The following is a 19965-nucleotide window of genomic DNA, read 5'->3' as shown; positions in this document are numbered from 1 at the left end:
AGACTTACGACCCTGAGAGGGATTGACGCATAGTGCTCGACGTCAACTTCTTCGACGAGCTCCGGATCGGCCTGGCCACCGCGGACGACATCCGTCAGTGGAGCCACGGCGAGGTCAAGAAGCCCGAGACCATCAACTACCGCACCCTCAAGCCCGAGAAGGACGGCCTCTTCTGCGAGAAGATCTTCGGCCCCACCCGGGACTGGGAGTGCTACTGCGGCAAGTACAAGCGCGTCCGCTTCAAGGGCATCATCTGTGAGCGCTGTGGCGTAGAGGTCACGCGCGCCAAGGTGCGCCGTGAGCGGATGGGCCACATCGAGCTGGCCGCCCCGGTCACGCACATCTGGTACTTCAAGGGCGTTCCGTCGCGGCTGGGCTACCTGCTCGACCTCGCCCCGAAGGACCTGGAGAAGGTCATCTACTTCGCGGCGTACATGATCACGTACGTCGACGAGGAGCGCCGTACGCGTGACCTGCCCTCCCTGGAGGCGCACGTCTCCGTCGAGCGGCAGCAGATCGAGAACCGTCGCGACGCCGACCTGGAGGCCCGCGCCAAGAAGCTCGAGGCCGACCTGGCCGAGCTGGAGGCCGAGGGTGCCAAGGCCGACGTGCGCCGCAAGGTGCGCGAGGGTGCCGAGCGCGAGATGAAGCAGCTGCGCGACCGTGCGCAGCGCGAGATCGACCGTCTCGACGAGGTGTGGACCCGGTTCAAGAACCTCAAGGTCCAGGACCTCGAGGGCGACGAGCTGCTCTACCGCGAGCTGCGGGACCGCTTCGGCACGTACTTCGACGGTTCGATGGGTGCCGCGGCGCTGCAGAAGCGCCTGGAGTCCTTCGACCTCGAGGAGGAGGCCGAGAAGCTCCGCGAGATCATCCGCACCGGCAAGGGCCAGAAGAAGACCCGTGCCCTCAAGCGGCTGAAGGTCGTCTCCGCGTTCCTGCAGACCTCCAACAGCCCCAAGGGCATGGTCCTGGACTGCGTCCCGGTCATCCCGCCGGACCTGCGTCCGATGGTGCAGCTGGACGGTGGCCGCTTCGCGACCTCGGACCTGAACGACCTGTACCGCCGTGTGATCAACCGCAACAACCGCCTGAAGCGGCTTCTCGACCTCGGTGCGCCCGAGATCATCGTGAACAACGAGAAGCGCATGCTCCAGGAGGCCGTCGACGCCCTGTTCGACAACGGCCGTCGTGGTCGCCCGGTCACGGGCCCCGGCAACCGCCCGCTGAAGTCCCTCAGCGACATGCTGAAGGGTAAGCAGGGTCGCTTCCGTCAGAACCTGCTCGGCAAGCGTGTCGACTACTCGGCGCGTTCCGTGATCGTCGTCGGTCCGCAGCTGAAGCTGCACCAGTGCGGTCTGCCCAAGGCGATGGCGCTGGAGCTCTTCAAGCCGTTCGTGATGAAGCGCCTGGTCGACCTGAACCACGCGCAGAACATCAAGTCGGCCAAGCGCATGGTGGAGCGCGGCCGCACCGTCGTGTACGACGTCCTCGAAGAGGTCATCGCCGAGCACCCGGTGCTGCTGAACCGTGCGCCCACCCTGCACCGCCTCGGCATCCAGGCCTTCGAGCCGCAGCTGGTCGAGGGCAAGGCCATCCAGATCCACCCGCTCGTCTGCACCGCGTTCAACGCGGACTTCGACGGTGACCAGATGGCCGTGCACCTGCCGCTGTCCGCGGAGGCGCAGGCCGAGGCCCGCATCCTGATGCTGTCCTCGAACAACATCCTCAAGCCCGCCGACGGCCGCCCGGTCACGATGCCGACCCAGGACATGGTCCTCGGTCTGTTCTTCCTGACCACGGACGGCGAGCTGCGTGACGTCAAGGGCGAGGGCCGGTCCTTCGGCTCCACCGCCGAGGCGATCATGGCGTTCGACGCCGGTGAGCTCTCGCTGCAGGCGGCCGTGGACATCCGCTTCCCGGTGGGCACCATCCCGCCGCGCGGCTGGACCCCGCCGGCGCAGGAAGAGGGCGAGCCGGAGTGGCAGCTGGGTGACAGCTTCCGTCTGAAGACCACGCTGGGCCGTGCGCTCTTCAACGAGCTGCTGCCCGAGGACTACCCGTTCGTCGACTACTCGGTCGGCAAGAAGCAGCTCTCCGAGATCGTCAACGACCTCGCCGAGCGCTACCCCAAGGTCATCGTGGCGGCGACGCTCGACAACCTGAAGGCGGCCGGCTTCTACTGGGCGACCCGTTCCGGTGTCACCGTCGCCATCTCCGACGTCGTCGTTCCCGAGGCGAAGAAGGAGATCGTCAAGGGCTACGAGGCGCAGGACGAGAAGGTCCAGAAGCAGTACGAGCGCGGTCTGATCACCAAGGAAGAGCGCACTCAGGAGCTCATCAACATCTGGACCAAGGCGACCAACGAGGTCGCCGAGGCGATGAACGCGAACTTCCCCAAGACGAACCCCATCTTCATGATGGTTGACTCGGGTGCCCGAGGAAACATGATGCAGATGCGGCAGATCGCCGGTATGCGTGGTCTGGTGTCGAACGCGAAGAACGAGACCATCCCGCGTCCGATCAAGGCGTCGTTCCGTGAGGGCCTGTCCGTGCTGGAGTACTTCATCTCCACGCACGGTGCCCGTAAGGGTCTCGCGGACACCGCCCTGCGTACCGCCGACTCGGGTTACCTGACCCGTCGTCTGGTCGACGTCTCCCAGGACGTCATCATCCGCGAGGAGGACTGCGGCACCGAGCGCGGTCTCAAGCTCCACATCGCGGAGGTCGGGGCGGACGGCGTGCTGCGCAAGGCGGAGAACGTCGAGACGTCCGTGTACGCGCGCTGCCTCGCCGAGGACATCGTCGTCGACGGTCAGGTGCTGGCCCCGGCCGGTACCGACCTGGGGGACGTCCTCATCGAGGAGCTCGTCGCCCGTGGCATCTCGGAGGTCAAGACCCGCTCGGTCCTGACCTGTGAGTCCGCCGTCGGCACCTGCGCCATGTGCTACGGCCGCTCGCTGGCCACCGGCAAGCTGGTCGACATCGGTGAGGCGGTCGGCATCATCGCCGCCCAGTCCATCGGTGAGCCCGGTACCCAGCTGACGATGCGTACCTTCCACACCGGTGGTGTGGCCGGTGACGACATCACCCAGGGTCTGCCGCGTGTCGTCGAGCTCTTCGAGGCCCGTACCCCGAAGGGTGTCGCCCCGATCTCCGAGGCCCAGGGCCGCGTGCGGATCGAGGAGACCGAGAAGACCAAGAAGATCGTCATCACGCCGGACGACGGCAGCGACGAGACGGCGTACCCGATCTCGAAGCGCGCCCGACTCCTGGTCAGCGAGGGCGAGCACGTCGAGGTGGGCCAGAAGCTCACCGTGGGTGCCACCAACCCGCACGACGTGCTGCGCATCCTGGGCCAGCGTGCCGTCCAGGTCCACCTGGTCGGCGAGGTCCAGAAGGTGTACAACTCGCAGGGTGTGTCGATCCACGACAAGCACATCGAGATCATCATCCGGCAGATGCTCCGCCGTGTGACGATCATCGAGTCCGGCGACGCCGAGCTGCTGCCCGGCGAGCTGGTCGAGCGCTCGAAGTTCGAGACCGAGAACCGTCGTGTGGTCCAGGAGGGCGGTCACCCGGCCTCCGGTCGTCCGCAGCTCATGGGTATCACCAAGGCCTCGCTGGCGACGGAGTCCTGGCTGTCGGCCGCCTCCTTCCAGGAGACGACCCGAGTCCTGACGGACGCGGCGATCAACGCCAAGTCCGACAGCCTCATCGGCCTCAAGGAGAACGTCATCATCGGTAAGCTCATCCCGGCCGGTACGGGTCTGTCCCGCTACCGCAACATCCGGGTGGAGCCGACCGAGGAGGCCAAGGCCGCGATGTACTCGGCCGTCGGCTACGACGACATCGACTACTCGCCGTTCGGCGCCGGCTCCGGCCAGGCGGTGCCGCTGGAGGACTACGACTACGGTCCGTACAACCAGTAAGCGAGCAGCCTGAACCGAAGGGCGGTCACCTCTTGTGAGGTGGCCGCCCTTCGGCGTGTCCGGGGTCGGCCCGCCGCCGGGCTCAGTGCCCCGGCTGGAGGTAGGGCTGAAGGTGGTGCAGCCGGGTGTGGTAGTCCGGGTGCGAGGAGAGCAGCCTGCCGAGAGTGCCCTCTTCCACGGGGACGCCCCCGTTGCGAGCGGCCAGCTCGGCCGTTGTCCGCTGCTCCTGCTGGTGCAGCTTGTGCAGAACGGCGGCCAGCATCGGGGCGAAGCCGAGGGCGGCCGCGTGCTCGTCGGCGCGCAGCTCGGAGCGGCGGCCGACGGCGGCGAGCGCGTAGGGGACGCCGAGCAGCAGCAGCGGCAGCCCGTAGAGCGTGCTGATCGTCGCCAGCGCGAGGCCGCCCATGAACAGCACCACGAAGGCGACGCCGAAGCAGCCGAACGCCCGCGACACCTTGAACGCGAAGCCGGAGAACGCCTTGAGAAGGCGCCAGGCCACCCGGCCGGGCAGCGCGTACCAGTAGCCGAGCAGGGAGGACCATGCGTGGCCGCCGACGTGGTGGCCCAGCTCGTGCGCCAGTACGGCGGCCAGTTCGCCGTTGGGCAGCTGGTTCATGGCGAAGCGGGTGACACCGACGATATGGCCGGCCGCGGCGACCGCGTTGAGCCCGTCGCTGTCCTCCACCCACAGCTCATAGCTGCGGCCCTCGATCCCGGCGCGGGCCGTGACCGTACGCCACACCGGTTCGAGTTTGGCTCGTTCTTGTGGAGTGGGGTAGCGCAGACGAAGCAGATGGCGCGCGAGGGCGCTTTCGGTGGGGCGGTGGAACACGAGTGCGCCGCTGGCGATCCAGGAGAGGATCAGCACGACGGCGAACTTGCCGAAGAAGGCCGAGACCAGGCCGACCACGAAGAGGCTGCACAGGAAGTTCGGCAGATGCAGCAGGAGGTTGCCGACGGCGGTGGCGTCGGTGCGGCGCTGGTCCTTCGACAGATGGACGCGGCCGTGGTCGGTGCTGATGTGGTGCGGGTGCGGGTGCGGGTGCGCGGGGTCGTCGGGGGACAGGGGCGGTGCCTCGGGCGTCGCGGGCGGGGGAGTCGGACCGGCCTGCGCAGGGTGGGGCGGTGGGGCCGACTGGGGAGACGGGGGAGGGGCCGGCTGCGGATAGGCGGGCGGGGCCGGGTACGGGGGTGGGGGTGCCGCCTGGGGGTACTGCGGGGGCGGGCCCGCCTGGGGGTACTGCGGGGCTGGGCCCGCCTGGGGGCGCTGCGGGGCGGCAGGGCCGGGCTGCGGGTAGGCGGGAGGCTGTTGCGGGTACTGCGGCGCTATCGGCTGCTGTGCGCCGGTGTGGGCCGGTGAGCCGGGGTACTCCGGCGGGACCGGTTGCGGTGGTTGGGACATGGTCGTTCTTTCCTTCGTCTGCGGGTGCGGGGACGACCGCGCTACGGCGGGTCGGCGGATCAGCGGATCAGCAGGGAGGCGGGCAGCAGGACCGTGCCGGAGCCGAAGGCGACGAGTCCCGCCCGGATCCACTGGTGCTTGCGCGCGGCGATCCGGCTCGTCTCGGCGAGCGCCCCGGTCAGGCCGGCCGTGGGCAGGCGCTCGGTGTCGGCGAGCGCGCTCTCCAAGTGGCCGTGCTTGACGGCCTGCTGGATGTCGCCGAAATAGGACAGCGGAAGGCCCGGCGTCCAGGTCCCGGAGCGGTAGCGGGGGAGGACGGCGAACAGCAGGGCGAACAGCGAGAGGGCGAGGCAGACGGCTCCGGCCCACCACAGCACGGTGCCCGCTCCGGAGAGCGCGGCCGGGGTCCACTGCCGCCCGGCGAGGAGCCCGCTGAAGACACCCGCGGTCATGCCGAGGGCGGCGACCAGGACCGACGCCTTGCTGTCGGCCCGGGAGATCTCGGCCCGCAGCTCGGTCAGGAGCCGCTCACAGAGCTGGGCGCGTGCCGCGGGGTCGGCGGCGCTGCCGGTGGGCGGGGCGGGCGCCGCGCCGGGGGCGGTCATGTGCCGTCCTTTTCGGTGCCGCTTCCGGTCCCCCCGGGGCCCATGGACGTGCCGGTGTCCTCGCCGTCCTCGGTGTCCGCGGCGACCCTGGGGTCCTTGCCGGCGGCCGGGGCCGGGGCCCCGGCGGGCACGGTGGGCGTGGTGCCGTAGCCGGGCGGGGGCTGCCAGGCCGGGGCCTGACCGGCGCCGTACGCGACGTGCTGCGGATCCTGCGGTACGCCACCGGCGCCGTTCGGCATGGCCGTCTGCCAGGGCTGCTGCGTGCCCGGAGCCGGCGGAACGAAGGGCGGGACGCCCGGGGGCGGCGGTGTGAACGGGGGCGCGCCCGGCACCGGTGGTGTGAACGGCGGGGCGCCCGGCACCAGCGGTGGGAAGGGTGCTGCGCCCGGCACCGGCGGTGGGAAGGGGGGCCCGCCCGGGGCAGCCCCCGGCTGGGGCCCCGGGAACCCGAACGGGCCGCCGGGTCCCGGGGCCGCCGCGGCCGACGGCGCCTGGCCCGGCACGGCGTCGTCCGGCCGGACCGCCGACGGGTTCACCGGGGGCTCGGGCGCGCCCGGATAGACCGGTCCCGTGCCCTCGGGCAGCGGGGGCGGGGTCTGGGGGACGCCGGGCAGCCGCTGGGTGAGGATGTCGTTGACCGTGCGGAGGGCCAGTTGCTTGGGCCCCTCCAACTCGTAGCCCTCCGCCGCGTCACCGTTCAGGAGCTGCCGCACGAGTTCCATCTGTGACTGGATCATGCGGAGTTGGTCCTCGCGCATGCTGGCCATGACGAGCCGTGAGTCCTCCGGGTGCTGGGCGAGATGAAGTGCCCAGGCGTGGACGCCGCCCTGCTGGAGATGCCACTCGTAGAAGGCGACCTTCTGGGCCTCGAGCTGCTGAAGTTCCAGCTGCTGCTGCCCCTGTTGCAGCGCGAGCTGGTGCTGCTGTCCGCTGTGCAGCATGGCCTGCTCGTACTGCCACCGCTGCTGCTGGATCATCAGTTCCTGCTGCTGGGTGCCGTAGGCCATCATCCGTTCGATCTGCAGGGAGTCCTGTTGCCGCTGTCGGCGGTCGGTCTCGACGTCGACCTCCATGCTCCGCTGGGTGACACGGACCTGTTCGGTGGCGTTGTGGTCGATGGCCTGCAACCGCTGCTGGTGCTCGATGTTGGCCCTGTCGCGCTTGATGCGCAGGGTCCAGGTGACCTGCAGTCCCGCGGGTGCCCCGAGCGGACCCAGCACGGTGACCGCCTGGAGCAGCTCCTGTTCGGCCGCCGCGCTGTCGGCGATGGCGAAGCGGCGGGTCACCGGCCGGGCGGCCTGCTGTAGTTCGCTGAGCACCAGCCCGGGCACGTCCCGGTGACCGCTCGCCACGAACCGGGCCGGGTCCAGGACCTGCCAGGAGATGTCGACCTCGGCCGTGAACTCGAAGGCGTCGTTGTCGCTGGGCAGCGCGAGTTCCGAGGTCCAGGGATGCACGCCCATGTCCACCTCGTACACGGCGGTGTACCGGTTCGCGGCGACCTCGGCGCGCGTCGGGCGCCGCGGCGGCAGATACGCCTCGTAGGAGCCCTTCGGGGTGGAGAAGACGAGTGCGTGGTCGATGCGGACGAGCTGCCTCAGGTTGAACTCGAAACGCGACAGCTGACGCACGGTGAGCACCGGGTCGACCAGCTGCGTGTGCCGGTCCGCCGACTGCTGCCACTCGGGCTGGCGGTGGAAAGTGGGCATGGTGCGTGTGGCTCCTCGGGACGTACGACGGACGTGCGGGCGTATGCGCGGCTCGCGCGCGGAGATGAGGTCAGCGGGTGGGCAGGGTGGTGAGCAGACGGGACGCGACCAGCGGCGGGGGATCACCGTCCTCGCCGGGCATGGTGCGCAGCAGATGGCTCAGCCGCTGGTCCTCGGCGGCCGTGGTGACGAGCGTGGGCAGCAGCGCGGCCAGCGCCCACTCGACCGCCGTGGACCGGTCGGCGATCAGCACCCACTCGCGCAGCACGTCCAGCGCGTGCCGGGTGGTGCGCGGGTCGGCCAGAGCGGCGCGCCACAGATACGGGACGCCCTGCGCGGCCGGCCCGCCCTCGGCCGCCGAACGGGCGAACCAGCCGAGGACCAGCGGAGTGCCGTAGCGCTGGTCGTCGCTCTCGGTGCGCCTGCACGCGTTGACGAACCCGCCCAGCGTGAGGTCGTGCACGGCCCGGTCGTCGTCCAGATGGGTGCGCAGCTCGGCGAGGACCGTCTCGCTCGCCGCCGACAGCAGCAGCAGCTCCACCGCCTCGGCGAGCTCCCGCGCCAGCTCGCCGTCGATGTCGTCGGGCGCGTCCGCGTACAGCCGCCGTACGGCGCCGCGCAGCGCGGCCAGGGCCTGTTCCGGGCGCTCCGGGCCGAGCAGCCCGTACGCCCGCACGGCCACCCAGCGCAGTCGTGGATCGTCGCCCGCGCACCAGGCGTCGAGGATGCGCGGGATGTTGGGCGTGTCGATGAGATGGGCGAGGGTGAGGGAGTTGACGGCGACGAGCCGGTGCCGGAACAGCTTGGAGGTTCCCCACGGCTCGATGACCAGGGCCATCGCCGACGGCAGATCGGTGCGGGTGAGGACGGCGACGGTTGCGGCGGCGCGGGTGCGGACCAGGGGGCGGCCGTCGTCCGCGAGCCGGCGCAGCCAGCGGATCAGGGCGGGGCGGGCGGAGGGATGCCCGGTCCACACCTCGCGCAGCAGCACCAGGGAGGCCCGCTCGTCGCGGAATCTGGCCTTCTGCTGGGTGACCGGGCCCCACTCGGTCTGTTCGTCCTCCGAGTACCGCTCGGCACGCGCCCGTTGGAGCCGTTTGCCGACATGGGTGCCGAAGACGGGGACCTCGGGGACGTGGGCCGGGTTCTCGGTCTCCTGAAGGAAGCGGTAGAGCAGGTCGCTGAGTTCGGCGGTCAGCGCGTACGGGCCGCCGTCGAAGGCGGCGAGCGCGACGAGGAACGCCTTGTCGCGCAGATGCAGGGAGGTGTCGTCCTCCTCGAACCACTCCTGGACCTGGGACTCCAGTGAGACCAGGGAGAACTGGCCGACCGCGTCCTCGGCGACCTCCCCGGCGGCGTACCGGCCGAGCAGCTGGGCGAACGCGGCGGCCTCGCGCGGCTGGTGGCTGCGCTCCAGGAAGTCGGCCACCTGCGGCAGGTCGAGCAGCTTGGCGGCGGTCTCCTCGTCGGTGCGGGCGCGCAACTGCACGGCGAGCACGTCCGCGGCGGCCGGTGCGCGCCACTCCTCGGCGGTCACGTCGTCCAGGGCGGCGCCGGGGTCGAGGGTGACGACCAGATAGGCGTCCCGTTCGGCGAGGCGGTCCCGGGCGGCCAGCAGATGGGTCCAGCGCAGCGGGTCGTCGCGGCGCGGGGCGAGGTCGCACAGGACATGACCGCGGGCCTGGTGCTCGCCGGTGACCAGGTCGGCCAGACCGCTCGGGCCGGTGGTGTCGTGCACCAGGGTGCGCACCGGAAGGGCGCCGAGGCGGTGCAGCAGCATCAGCGCGGCGGTGCGCCGGCCGGTGAACCGGCCGCCGGACAGCACCAGGACGCGGTCGTCGCGCAGCCGGCCGAGCAGCCGGGACATGAGTCTCTCGTCGGCGACGAACCGGCTCGACAGCTCCTCGAGGGTGGCCGCCGGTATCTCGCCGGACGCCGAGGCGGAGGTGCCGAAGCCGGGGGCCGTGAGCTGGTAGATCTCCGTCTTGCTGCCGAGGAAGACATCGCCGGAGAACTGGCCGCCGCTGATGCCGCCGTGCTGGTCGCCGCCGAGCAGCCCGCCGCTGAAGCGGGCCCGGGCGCCGACGTTCATGGACCGCGGGCTGTGGTCGACCAGGTCACGCCGGGCCGACCAGGCGTTCTGCGGCTGGTCGCGCTCCTCGGGCTCCGGCTGGTCGCCGTGCCCGGTGTCGTCGGAGGGTGCCGGGTCGGCCGGTGGCTGGTCCTTCGCCGGGCTCCCGGCGTCGGGCACCGGGTGCGGGGGAGCCCCCGCCTCGGGGGTGCTCATGGGCGCTCGCCCCGCTCACGTCCGCCGCCCTCGCCGAGGACGACGTCACCGGAGAAGTGGCCGCCGCTGATGCCGCCGTACTGGGCACCGCCGATCACGCCCCCGCTGAAGGTGCCGCCCTGGATCGTGACGACAGGGCCCGGCGCCGGGGCTCCCCCTGATCCGCCCGGCGCCGGGCGGTCCTCGGGGGCGGGCGTGCCGCGCGGGGGCACCCGCGGCGCCGGGCGGTCCCCCGATCCGCCCGGCGCCTCCCCCGCCCCCGTGTCACCGTGGTCCTCGGGGCCGCCCGCGGCCGTGGCGCCGGGGACCGGTCCGTGCAGCCACGCCCTGAGGGGGCCGTTCTTGCTCTCCACCGTCACCGGGTGGAAGTCGGCGGCCGGGACGCCGACGTGGTCATGGCGCACCACCCCGGCGTAGAGGGCGTCCGAGACGCACAGCGCGAAGTCGTTCGTCCGCTCACGCAGCGCCTCGCGCAGCATCCCGGCGTCCAGCAGCCGGCATGCGTGGTTCAGATCGGAGCCGACCCAGCCGTCGTGCTCGTCCACCGCGACATAGCCGATGGCGACGACGCCGCGCAGCCGGATCTGGGCGGAGCGGGAGGCCATGCGGTTGACCGTCCGCAGATGCGCCGGGACATCCGTGAGCAGGGCCCGCAGCAACGCCGTGACCGAGGCGTTCGCGTCGATGAGAGCCATCACCGAGTCGCCGCGGTCGGCCCGCAGCCGCCGGGTCTCGTCGATGCCGGCGCCTTCCAGCGTGCGGTCGGTGATGTCGTAGAGCATGCGCCTCAGATACGCCTGCTCCACGTCGTCCCGGTCGCTGAACCTCTCGATGTCCAGCAGCAGGATCGTGCGGCTCACGGGATCGGTCATGGTCGCCTCTCGAGGGGGAACGCCGTGCAGGGCAGCAGACTGGCCGCGTGGCTTCCCGAGTGGTGAGGGCGGATGACGCACTCGGAGTGTGACCGTGTGCACAGAGCGTCGGACGGGACGACCGGGGCCCCACCTCGTCGAGGAAGGGAGGGCCCCCGTCAGCCCTCCAGGGGCTCCGACGGGGCGGGAACGCCCGGCGCGGGCCCCGCGGCGGCGATCCGGCGCAGAAGGTCGGGGCGCAGGATCAGCAGGGTGCGGCGGCCCGTCACGACGGCTTCCCTGTCGCGCAGTTCGCGCAGCAGCCGCTGCACCATCTCCCGTGAGGCGCCCACCGAGCCGGCCAGCTCCTGCTTGCTCAGCGGCACCGCCAGCTCGATGCCGTCGGCGGTGCGCCGGCCGTGGGTGCGGGCGAGGTCCAGCAGCAGGACCGCGAAGCGCTCGCGCACGCTCATGGACGCGAACTCCAGCCGGCGCCGGTCGGCCGCGCGGGTGCGGTCCGCGGTCAGCCCCAGCAGGGCGAACGAGACGGCGGGGGAGCGGTTCAGGAAGTCCTTGAACCGCTCGTGCTCCACGGCCGTCGCCCGCACCGCCTCCAGCGCGGACACCGTGGCCGACCGCGGCCGGCCGGTGAGCGCGGCCGACTCGCCCACGATGTCGCCGGGCCCGCGCAGCGCGAGGAGCGCCTCGTAGCCGTTGGCCGCGGAGGCGGTGACCTTCGTCCAGCCGTGTACGAGGAAGAGGACATGGGACGAGGGCTCGTGCTGGTGCACGAGCACCATGCGCGGGCTGAAGGTCAGCTCACGGCCGAGCGCCAGCAGGGCCGAGCGGTCCTCTGCCTCCAGACGCGCCAGGAAGGGCACCCGGTCGTCCAGGCCGCCGTCGTCCGGTGAGTACGCCGTCGGCGGCCTCGGTGTCGTCGCCATTCCATCCCCCGATTTCTCGCGCCCGAGCGGACGGATCAACGTACTCAAAGCGCAAGACCGCGTGGCGGGGAAGCACGGGTTTCGGCCAAGCGTGGCCGAAGGGCTCGGGGCACCGGGCGACCTGCGGCACGGCAGGGCGCGCCGTCCCCGGGGGAGCGCCGGGACAAGTGGGACGAATCCCAGGTGGCGAGGTGGAAAGTCCGGCGTGTCGCGGGGGACTCCATTTGTTTTGACCGAAGTCCGTGCGGTAGGTACGCTCAGACCTTGTGCCTGGGGTGTGCCCTGGCTCTCGTGCGTGCCTCCACACCGCACCGGGAGTTCTGACCGGCCACCGCAATCTGCGCCCTTTTCGCCTCGCGGCGGGAGTTTGCGGGATTCGACACACCCGACCGCGTGGGTCGGAGACGTTCCAGGTTAGCTGTACCCATCGGCACACAGAAACCGGAGAAGTAGTGCCTACGATCCAGCAGCTGGTCCGCAAGGGCCGGCAGGACAAGGTCGAGAAGAACAAGACGCCCGCACTCGAGGGTTCCCCTCAGCGTCGTGGCGTCTGCACGCGTGTGTTCACGACCACCCCGAAGAAGCCGAACTCGGCCCTGCGTAAGGTCGCGCGTGTGCGCCTGACCAGCGGGATCGAGGTCACCGCTTACATTCCGGGTGAGGGACACAACCTGCAGGAGCACTCCATCGTGCTCGTGCGCGGCGGCCGTGTGAAGGACCTGCCGGGTGTTCGCTACAAGATCATCCGTGGTTCGCTCGACACCCAGGGTGTCAAGAACCGCAAGCAGGCCCGCAGCCGCTACGGCGCCAAGAAGGAGAAGTAAGAATGCCTCGTAAGGGCCCCGCCCCGAAGCGCCCGGTCATCATCGACCCGGTCTACGGTTCTCCTCTGGTGACCTCCCTGATCAACAAGGTGCTGCTGAACGGCAAGCGCTCCACCGCCGAGCGCATCGTCTACGGCGCCATGGAGGGTCTGCGTGAGAAGACGGGCAACGACCCGATCATCACGCTGAAGCGCGCGCTGGAGAACATCAAGCCGACCCTTGAGGTCAAGTCCCGCCGTGTCGGTGGTGCGACGTACCAGGTTCCGATCGAGGTCAAGCCCGGTCGCGCCAACACGCTCGCGCTGCGCTGGCTGGTCGGTTACTCCCGCGCCCGTCGCGAGAAGACCATGACCGAGCGTCTGCTCAACGAGCTTCTCGACGCTTCCAACGGCCTCGGTGCCGCTGTGAAGAAGCGCGAGGACACGCACAAGATGGCCGAGTCCAACAAGGCCTTCGCGCACTACCGCTGGTAGTCGCTACCCACATCGAGACCGAGAGAAGACTGAAGCCTTATGGCTACCACTTCACTTGACCTGGCCAAGGTCCGCAACATCGGGATCATGGCCCACATCGACGCGGGCAAGACGACCACCACCGAGCGGATCCTGTTCTACACCGGTGTGTCTTACAAGATCGGTGAGGTCCACGACGGCGCTGCCACCATGGACTGGATGGAGCAGGAGCAGGAGCGTGGCATCACGATCACCTCTGCTGCCACCACCTGCCACTGGCCGCTGGAAGACGTCGACCACACCATCAACATCATCGACACCCCGGGCCACGTCGACTTCACGGTCGAGGTGGAGCGTTCCCTGCGTGTGCTCGACGGTGCCGTGACGGTGTTCGACGGCGTCGCCGGCGTTGAGCCCCAGTCCGAGACGGTGTGGCGTCAGGCGGACCGCTACGGCGTTCCGCGTATCTGCTTCGTCAACAAGCTCGACCGCACCGGTGCCGAGTTCCACCGCTGCGTCGACATGATCTCCGACCGCCTGGGTGCGCAGCCGCTGGTCATGCAGCTGCCGATCGGCGCGGAGGCGGACTTCAAGGGCGTCATCGACCTCGTGACGATGAAGGCCCTCGTCTGGTCCGCCGAGGCGACCAAGGGCGAGATGTACGACACCGTCGACATCCCGGCCACGCACACCGAGGCCGCCGAGGAGTGGCGCGGCAAGCTGCTCGAGGCCGTCGCGGAGAACGACGAGGAGCTGATGGAGCTGTACCTGGAGGGTTCTGAGCCCTCCGTGGAGCAGCTCTACGCGGCGATCCGTCGTATCACCATCGCGTCCGGCAAGGGCACCGGCACCACCGTCACCCCGGTGTTCTGCGGCACCGCGTTCAAGAACAAGGGTGTTCAGCCCCTGCTCGACGCGGTCGTGCGCTACCTGCCTTCCCCGCTCGACGTCGAGGCCATCGAGGGCCACGCCGTCAACAACGCGGAGGAGGTCGTCAAGCGCAAGCCGTCGGACGAGGAGCCCCTCTCCGCGCTGGCGTTCAAGATCATGAGCGACCCGCATCTCGGCAAGCTCACCTTCGTCCGGGTGTACTCGGGCCGCCTGGAGTCCGGCTCTGCGGTGCTGAACTCCGTCAAGGGCAAGAAGGAGCGCATCGGCAAGATCTACCGTATGCACGCCAACAAGCGTGAGGAGATCGAGTCGGTGGGCGCCGGCGACATCGTCGCCGTCATGGGTCTGAAGCAGACCACGACGGGCGAGACGCTGTGCGACGACAAGGCGCCGGTGATCCTGGAGTCCATGGACTTCCCGGCGCCGGTGATCCAGGTCGCCATCGAGCCCAAGTCGAAGGGCGACCAGGAGAAGCTGGGCATCGCGATCCAGCGCCTGGCCGAGGAGGACCCGTCGTTCCAGGTCCACTCGGACCAGGAGACCGGCCAGACCATCATCGGTGGCATGGGCGAGCTGCACCTCGAGGTGCTGGTCGACCGTATGCGCCGTGAGTTCAAGGTCGAGGCCAACGTCGGCAAGCCCCAGGTCGCGTACCGCGAGACGATCCGCAAGGCCGTCGAGCGCATCGACTACACGCACAAGAAGCAGACCGGTGGTACCGGCCAGTTCGCCAAGGTCCAGATCGGCATCGAGCCGCTCGAGGCCGGCGACACCTCGTACGAGTTCGTGAACAAGGTGACCGGTGGCCGTATCCCGAAGGAGTACATCCCTTCGGTCGACGCCGGTGCGCAGGAGGCCATGCAGTTCGGCATCCTCGCCGGTTACGAGATGACCGGCGTGCGTGTGATCCTGCTCGACGGTGGCTACCACGAGGTCGACTCCTCCGAGCTGGCGTTCAAGATCGCTGGTTCGCAGGCCTTCAAGGAGGCCGCCCGCAAGGCCAGCCCCGTGCTGCTCGAGCCGATGATGGCCGTCGAGGTCACCACGCCCGAGGACTACATGGGTGAGGTCATCGGTGACATCAACTCCCGCCGTGGTCAGATCCAGGCCATGGAGGAGCGTGCCGGCGCCCGTGTCGTGAAGGGCCTGGTTCCGCTGTCGGAGATGTTCGGCTACGTCGGCGACCTCCGCAGCAAGACGTCGGGTCGCGCGAGCTACTCGATGCAGTTCGACTCCTACGCCGAGGTTCCGCGGAACGTCGCCGAGGAGATCATCGCGAAGGCCAAGGGCGAGTAACGCACCCCGTTTACACGCTTTAGGCTTGACACCGACCGCCGGGGGTTCTTCCTCCAGAGGAACCCCGGCGGGCGGCACCCCAGCAAAGATCACCTGGCGCCGATGAGTAAGGCGTACAGAACCACTCCACAGGAGGACCCCAGTGGCGAAGGCGAAGTTCGAGCGGACTAAGCCGCACGTCAACATCGGCACCATCGGTCACATCGACCACGGTAAGACGACCCTCACGGCCGCCATTACCAAGGTGCTGCACGACGCGTACCCGGACCTGAACGAGGCCACCCCGTTCGACAACATCGACAAGGCGCCCGAGGAGCGCCAGCGCGGTATCACCATCTCCATCGCGCACGTCGAGTACCAGACCGAGTCGCGTCACTACGCCCACGTCGACTGCCCGGGTCACGCGGACTACATCAAGAACATGATCACCGGTGCCGCCCAGATGGACGGCGCGATCCTGGTGGTCGCCGCGACCGACGGCCCGATGCCGCAGACCAAGGAGCACGTGCTCCTGGCCCGCCAGGTCGGCGTTCCGTACATCGTCGTCGCCCTGAACAAGGCCGACATGGTGGACGACGAGGAGATCCTGGAGCTCGTCGAGCTCGAGGTCCGTGAGCTCCTCACCGAGTACGAGTTCCCGGGCGACGACGTTCCGGTCGTCAAGGTCTCCGCTCTGAAGGCCCTCGAGGGCGAGAAGGAGTGGGTGGACTCCGTCCTCAACCTGATGGCCGCCGTCGACGAGTCGATCCCGCAGCCCGAGCGCGACGTCGACAAGCCGTTCCTGATGCCGATCGAGGACGTCTTCACGATCACCGGTCGTGGCACCGTCGTCACCGGTCGTATCGAGCGTGGCATCCTCAAGGTCAACGAGACCGTCGACATCATCGGCATCAAGACCGAGAAGACCACCACCACGGTCACCGGTATCGAGATGTTCCGCAAGCTGCTCGACGAGGGCCAGGCCGGTGAGAACGTCGGTCTGCTCCTCCGTGGCATCAAGCGCGAGGACGTCGAGCGCGGCCAGGTCATCATCAAGCCGGGCTCGGTCACCCCGCACACCGAGTTCGAGGCGCAGGCCTACATCCTGTCCAAGGACGAGGGTGGCCGCCACACGCCGTTCTTCAACAACTACCGTCCGCAGTTCTACTTCCGTACGACGGACGTGACCGGCGTCGTGACCCTCCCCGAGGGCACCGAGATGGTCATGCCGGGTGACAACACCGAGATGAAGGTGGACCTCATCCAGCCCGTCGCCATGGAAGAGGGCCTGAAGTTCGCCATCCGTGAGGGTGGCCGCACGGTGGGCGCCGGCCAGGTCACCAAGATCGTCAAGTAAGTACCCCTTGCTTGAGGGTCACCCGCTGACCTGAAGAGGCCCGTACGACTCCGGTCGTACGGGCCTCTTCGCGTGCCCGGCCGGGTCCGCACGCGCATGGTGGGGTTCGCTGGGCTTGCCTGACCCATGAGGGCGGCGCGAGGAGCGTCAGCGGCGCCGGGAACGCAGCGCGCCTCTCGTGGTCCTCAGCGAGCACTGCGGCCACGTCAGGGGGGTCGCCGAAGCGGCGGTGGCCGACGGCGAGCGGACCCTGGATCTCCTGCGGCGGCACCGACGGCGCGCGGTCGACTGGCCGGCCTCCGAGATCTACGACGCCTTCACCGAGCAGCTGTCGCTCGGGGCGGAGGGCCCGATGGCGTTCGCAAGCCAACTCCGGTACTACACCCCCGCAGTCCGCGACTTCGGCCTTGCGCTCCAGGTCCTCTGTCTCAAGATGGATCTCCTGCGCGAGCCGCCGGAGCCGGAGCAGGCCCGTAACCGGTCCTATGAGCTGAGGGCGCTGCGCGACAAAGAGGTGCGCGGTCTGCGAGACCGTCTGGGCAAGCTGGACGAGAAGTTCGGGGACCTGCAGGGCGACTGGCTCGCCAGGATGAGGCCCGTCGTGCCACCCGCCGCCCTGCGGTACTTCAGACGGCGGTGTCCGGACGCCGTTACGACCAGTTCGTGGACCGTGGCAGACGTACGGAGTTCGTTCAGCCGCGTGGGGCGGCGCCCCCGGATTCCACCCCGCGCGGCCCCCAGGACCACGACACCGGCGCCACGCCGCTGTGCGGCTACTGCATCTGGCGCTGCCCGCACGCGCCCTCCGGCGGCGGACTCGGGCCTCTGTCGCCGGGCTCCGGTCAGGCCCGGCGGGCGGTTCCGGGCGGCTGCCAGGGGGCAGGGGAGAGGCTTCGGGCGGTGCGCTTCCGGTCGGCGGAGCGTGACGCGCCGGGGTCAGGGTTTGACCCTTGTCACGCTCGGGGTAATGTCTACGGCTCGATTGGCCAGGCCCCCGCCTGGTATGGCAGACTAGCGGGGTTGCTCGGTCGAGTGTTGATGCTGCGCGCCTCCCGCCGGGAGGACCGGAAGCGAGTCCCACAGTACTCGTCGCCCTAACTGCCTCACGGCAGCGCTGGGGCGGACGTACGGGAATCTTCCGGGAAGTGTCGGCGCGGCACCGGCCAGGCACCCGGTGGGCTTTCCGCCCTCGGTCCCACGGTTCCGGCAGGGCCGTGCGCAATCCCCGTCAGGGATGTTCGAACAAGGGACATTCATGTCAGCGGGGGAGCGACACGCCCGACCGCGTGGGTCGGAGAAGAGGGCTGGAACACCGGGTTCCAGAGCGTAAGAAGAGACAGGACTACGAAGTAGCCATGGCGGGACAGAAGATCCGCATCCGGCTCAAGGCCTACGACCACGAGGTCATCGACTCCTCGGCGAAGAAGATCGTCGAGACGGTGACCCGCACTGGTGCGTCGGTCGCGGGCCCGGTGCCGCTGCCCACTGAGAAGAACGTGTACTGCGTCATCAAGTCGCCGCACAAGTACAAGGACTCGCGCGAGCACTTCGAGATGCGCACGCACAAGCGCCTGATCGACATCCTCGACCCGACCCCCAAGACCGTTGACTCTCTGATGCGACTCGACCTCCCGGCCGGTGTCGACATCGAGATCAAGCTCTGAGGCCGGTGATCTGAGAATGGCTAAGCAGATCAAGGGCATCCTGGGCGAGAAGCTCGGCATGACGCAGGTCTGGGACGAGAACAACCGCGTTGTTCCCGTGACCGTCGTCAAGGCCGGGCCGAATGTCGTGACCCAGGTTCGTACGAACGACGTCGACGGCTACGAGTCGGTCCAGATCGCCTTCGGCGAGATCGACCCGCGCAAGGTGAACAAGCCCCTCAAGGGCCACTTCGCCAAGGCGGACGTCACCCCGCGTCGTCACCTCGTCGAGCTCCGCACGTCGGATGCCTCCGAGTACACCCTCGGCCAGGAGATCACCGCTGAGGTGTTCGAGGCCGGTGTGAAGGTCGACGTCACCGGTAAGAGCAAGGGCAAGGGCTTCGCCGGTGTCATGAAGCGTCACAACTTCAAGGGCCTCGGCGCCGGACACGGCGTTCAGCGCAAGCACCGCTCCCCCGGTTCCATCGGTGGCTGCGCCACCCCGGGCCGTGTGTTCAAGGGCGTCCGCATGGCGGGCCGCATGGGCAACGAGCGTGTCACCACCCAGAACCTGACCGTCCACGCCGTTGACGCGGAGAAGGGTCTGCTGCTCATCAAGGGCGCGGTTCCCGGTCCGAACGGCGGCCTCGTCCTGGTCCGCACCGCGGCCAAGGGGGCCTGAGGTAACCGATGAGCACTGTTGACATCCTTTCGCCTGCCGGCGAGAAGACCGGTAGCGTCGAACTCCCCGCGGAGATCTTCGGCGTGGAGAAGGTCAGCATTCCGCTGATCCACCAGGTCGTCGTCGCGCAGAACGCGGCTGCCCGCCAGGGCACGCACAAGGCCAAGACCCGCGCCGAGGTCCGTGGTGGCGGCAAGAAGCCGTACCGCCAGAAGGGCACCGGCCGCGCCCGTCAGGGTTCGACCCGCGCGCCGCAGTTCGCCGGTGGTGGCGTCGTGCACGGTCCCGTGCCGCGTGACTACTCGCAGCGGACCCCGAAGAAGATGAAGGCTGCCGCTCTGCGTCACGCCCTCACCGACCGGGCCCGCCACAACCGCATCCACGTCGTCACCGGCGTGATCGAGGGCGAGACCCCCTCCACCAAGGCCGCCAGGACGCTGTTCGGCAAGATCTCGGAGCGCAAGAACCTGCTCCTGGTCGTCGAGCGTGCCGACGAGGCCGCGTGGCTGTCCGCCCGCAACCTGCCCCAGGTCCACATCCTGGAGCCGGGCCAGCTGAACACGTACGACGTGATCGTCTCCGACGACGTGGTCTTCACCCAGGCCGCTTTCGAGTCCTTCGTGTCCGGCCCGAAGGCCACTGACACCGAAGGGAGCGAGGCCTGATGGCTATCCGTCACCCCGCCATTGCCTCGAAGGCCGCCAAGGCCGCCAAGGTCGCGCGCGTCGCCAAGGCGAAGCGCCACGCCACCGAGGGCAAGAACACCGTCGTCACCCCGGCGAGCAAGTCGTACACGGACCCCCGTGACGTCCTGCTGAAGCCGGTCGTGTCGGAGAAGAGCTACGCGCTCCTGGACGAGAACAAGTACACGTTCATCGTCGACCCGAGTGCCAACAAGACCCAGATCAAGCAGGCCGTGCAGGCGGTCTTCTCGGTCAAGGTCACCGGGGTCAACACGATCAACCGCCAGGGCAAGCGCAAGCGGACCCGGACGGGCTTCGGCCAGCGTGCCGCCACCAAGCGCGCGATCGTGACCCTCGCCGAGGGCGACCGTATCGACATCTTCGGCGGTCCGACCGCGTAAGCGGGTCGGATCGTCCGATATCGGACG

Annotated in this window: 15 protein-coding genes; 9 read left to right on the top strand and 6 right to left on the bottom strand. The window is 69.3% G+C overall.

Features of this window, described 5'->3' with window-relative positions; translation table 11 throughout:
• The first annotated feature begins 32 nt into the window (after positions 1-32).
• Positions 33-3932, top strand: a complete 3900-nt coding sequence (locus tag ACFYX0_RS01415; protein WP_311696786.1) for a DNA-directed RNA polymerase subunit beta' — start codon at positions 33-35, stop codon at positions 3930-3932.
• Positions 3933-4014: 82 nt separating this feature from the next.
• Here the strand turns inward: ACFYX0_RS01415 and ACFYX0_RS01410 are convergent, their stop codons facing one another.
• The 6 genes from ACFYX0_RS01410 to ACFYX0_RS01385 form a co-directional block, all read right to left on the bottom strand.
• Entirely contained in the window at positions 4015-5334 is a 1320-nt protein-coding gene (locus tag ACFYX0_RS01410) for a M48 family metalloprotease (protein ID WP_388965039.1), read from the bottom strand.
• A 59-nt stretch (positions 5335-5393) separates the two neighbouring features.
• Positions 5394-5939 (bottom strand): Pycsar system effector family protein, encoded by a 546-nt coding sequence (locus ACFYX0_RS01405; RefSeq protein ID WP_388965036.1) that lies wholly within the window; start codon positions 5937-5939, stop codon positions 5394-5396.
• Positions 5936-7648, bottom strand: coding sequence for a hypothetical protein (locus ACFYX0_RS01400; protein ID WP_388965033.1), 1713 nt, complete (start codon positions 7646-7648; stop codon positions 5936-5938). The genes ACFYX0_RS01405 and ACFYX0_RS01400 overlap by 4 nt, the downstream gene beginning before the upstream one ends.
• Before the next feature lie 70 nt (positions 7649-7718).
• Positions 7719-9935 carry a hypothetical protein gene (locus ACFYX0_RS01395; RefSeq protein ID WP_388965031.1) on the bottom strand — a complete coding sequence of 739 codons (2217 nt, stop codon included), beginning with the start codon at positions 9933-9935 and terminating at the stop codon, positions 7719-7721.
• Positions 9932-10807, bottom strand: a complete 876-nt coding sequence (locus ACFYX0_RS01390) for a hypothetical protein (protein ID WP_355908351.1) — start codon at positions 10805-10807, stop codon at positions 9932-9934. Before ACFYX0_RS01390 ends, ACFYX0_RS01395 begins: the two co-directional genes overlap by 4 nt.
• A 158-nt stretch (positions 10808-10965) precedes the next feature.
• Positions 10966-11730 carry a Crp/Fnr family transcriptional regulator gene (locus ACFYX0_RS01385; RefSeq protein WP_388965028.1) on the bottom strand — a complete coding sequence of 255 codons (765 nt, stop codon included), beginning with the start codon at positions 11728-11730 and terminating at the stop codon, positions 10966-10968.
• A 452-nt stretch (positions 11731-12182) separates the two neighbouring features.
• Here ACFYX0_RS01385 and rpsL point away from each other — a divergent pair, with 452 nt between their 5' ends.
• The 8 genes from rpsL to rplW all read left to right on the top strand — a co-directional run bounded on the left by rpsL (position 12183) and on the right by rplW (position 19938).
• On the top strand, positions 12183-12554 hold the full coding sequence (gene rpsL, locus ACFYX0_RS01380; RefSeq protein WP_003948652.1) for a 30S ribosomal protein S12: 372 nt from the start codon (positions 12183-12185) through the stop codon (positions 12552-12554).
• Between the two features lie 2 nt (positions 12555-12556).
• Positions 12557-13027, top strand: coding sequence for a 30S ribosomal protein S7 (rpsG, locus tag ACFYX0_RS01375; RefSeq protein WP_003992340.1), 471 nt, complete (start codon positions 12557-12559; stop codon positions 13025-13027).
• Between the two features lie 39 nt (positions 13028-13066).
• The gene (fusA, locus tag ACFYX0_RS01370) at positions 13067-15193 is read left to right on the top strand and encodes an elongation factor G (protein ID WP_355908345.1); all 2127 of its coding nucleotides are present in this window, start codon (positions 13067-13069) and stop codon (positions 15191-15193) included.
• 142 nt (positions 15194-15335) lie between these two features.
• Positions 15336-16529: an elongation factor Tu gene (gene tuf / locus ACFYX0_RS01365; protein ID WP_311696778.1), complete on the top strand. Its 1194-nt coding sequence runs from the start codon at positions 15336-15338 to the stop codon at positions 16527-16529.
• Positions 16530-17884: 1355 nt separating this feature from the next.
• The gene (rpsJ, locus tag ACFYX0_RS01360) at positions 17885-18193 is read left to right on the top strand and encodes a 30S ribosomal protein S10 (protein WP_003948644.1); all 309 of its coding nucleotides are present in this window, start codon (positions 17885-17887) and stop codon (positions 18191-18193) included.
• Positions 18194-18209: 16 nt separating this feature from the next.
• Positions 18210-18854: a 50S ribosomal protein L3 gene (gene rplC, locus ACFYX0_RS01355; protein WP_311696777.1), complete on the top strand. Its 645-nt coding sequence runs from the start codon at positions 18210-18212 to the stop codon at positions 18852-18854.
• An 8-nt stretch (positions 18855-18862) separates the two neighbouring features.
• Positions 18863-19519 (top strand): 50S ribosomal protein L4, encoded by a 657-nt coding sequence (gene rplD / locus ACFYX0_RS01350; RefSeq protein WP_355908337.1) that lies wholly within the window; start codon positions 18863-18865, stop codon positions 19517-19519.
• Positions 19519-19938, top strand: coding sequence for a 50S ribosomal protein L23 (gene rplW / locus ACFYX0_RS01345; protein WP_355908334.1), 420 nt, complete (start codon positions 19519-19521; stop codon positions 19936-19938). Before rplD ends, rplW begins: the two co-directional genes overlap by 1 nt.
• Positions 19939-19965 lie beyond the last annotated feature (27 nt).

Source organism: Streptomyces sp. NPDC002573 (assembly GCF_042889625.1).
Taxonomy (GTDB): domain Bacteria; phylum Actinomycetota; class Actinomycetes; order Streptomycetales; family Streptomycetaceae; genus Streptomyces; species Streptomyces gibsoniae.
This window is presented reverse-complemented; position numbering and strand designations above follow the sequence as displayed.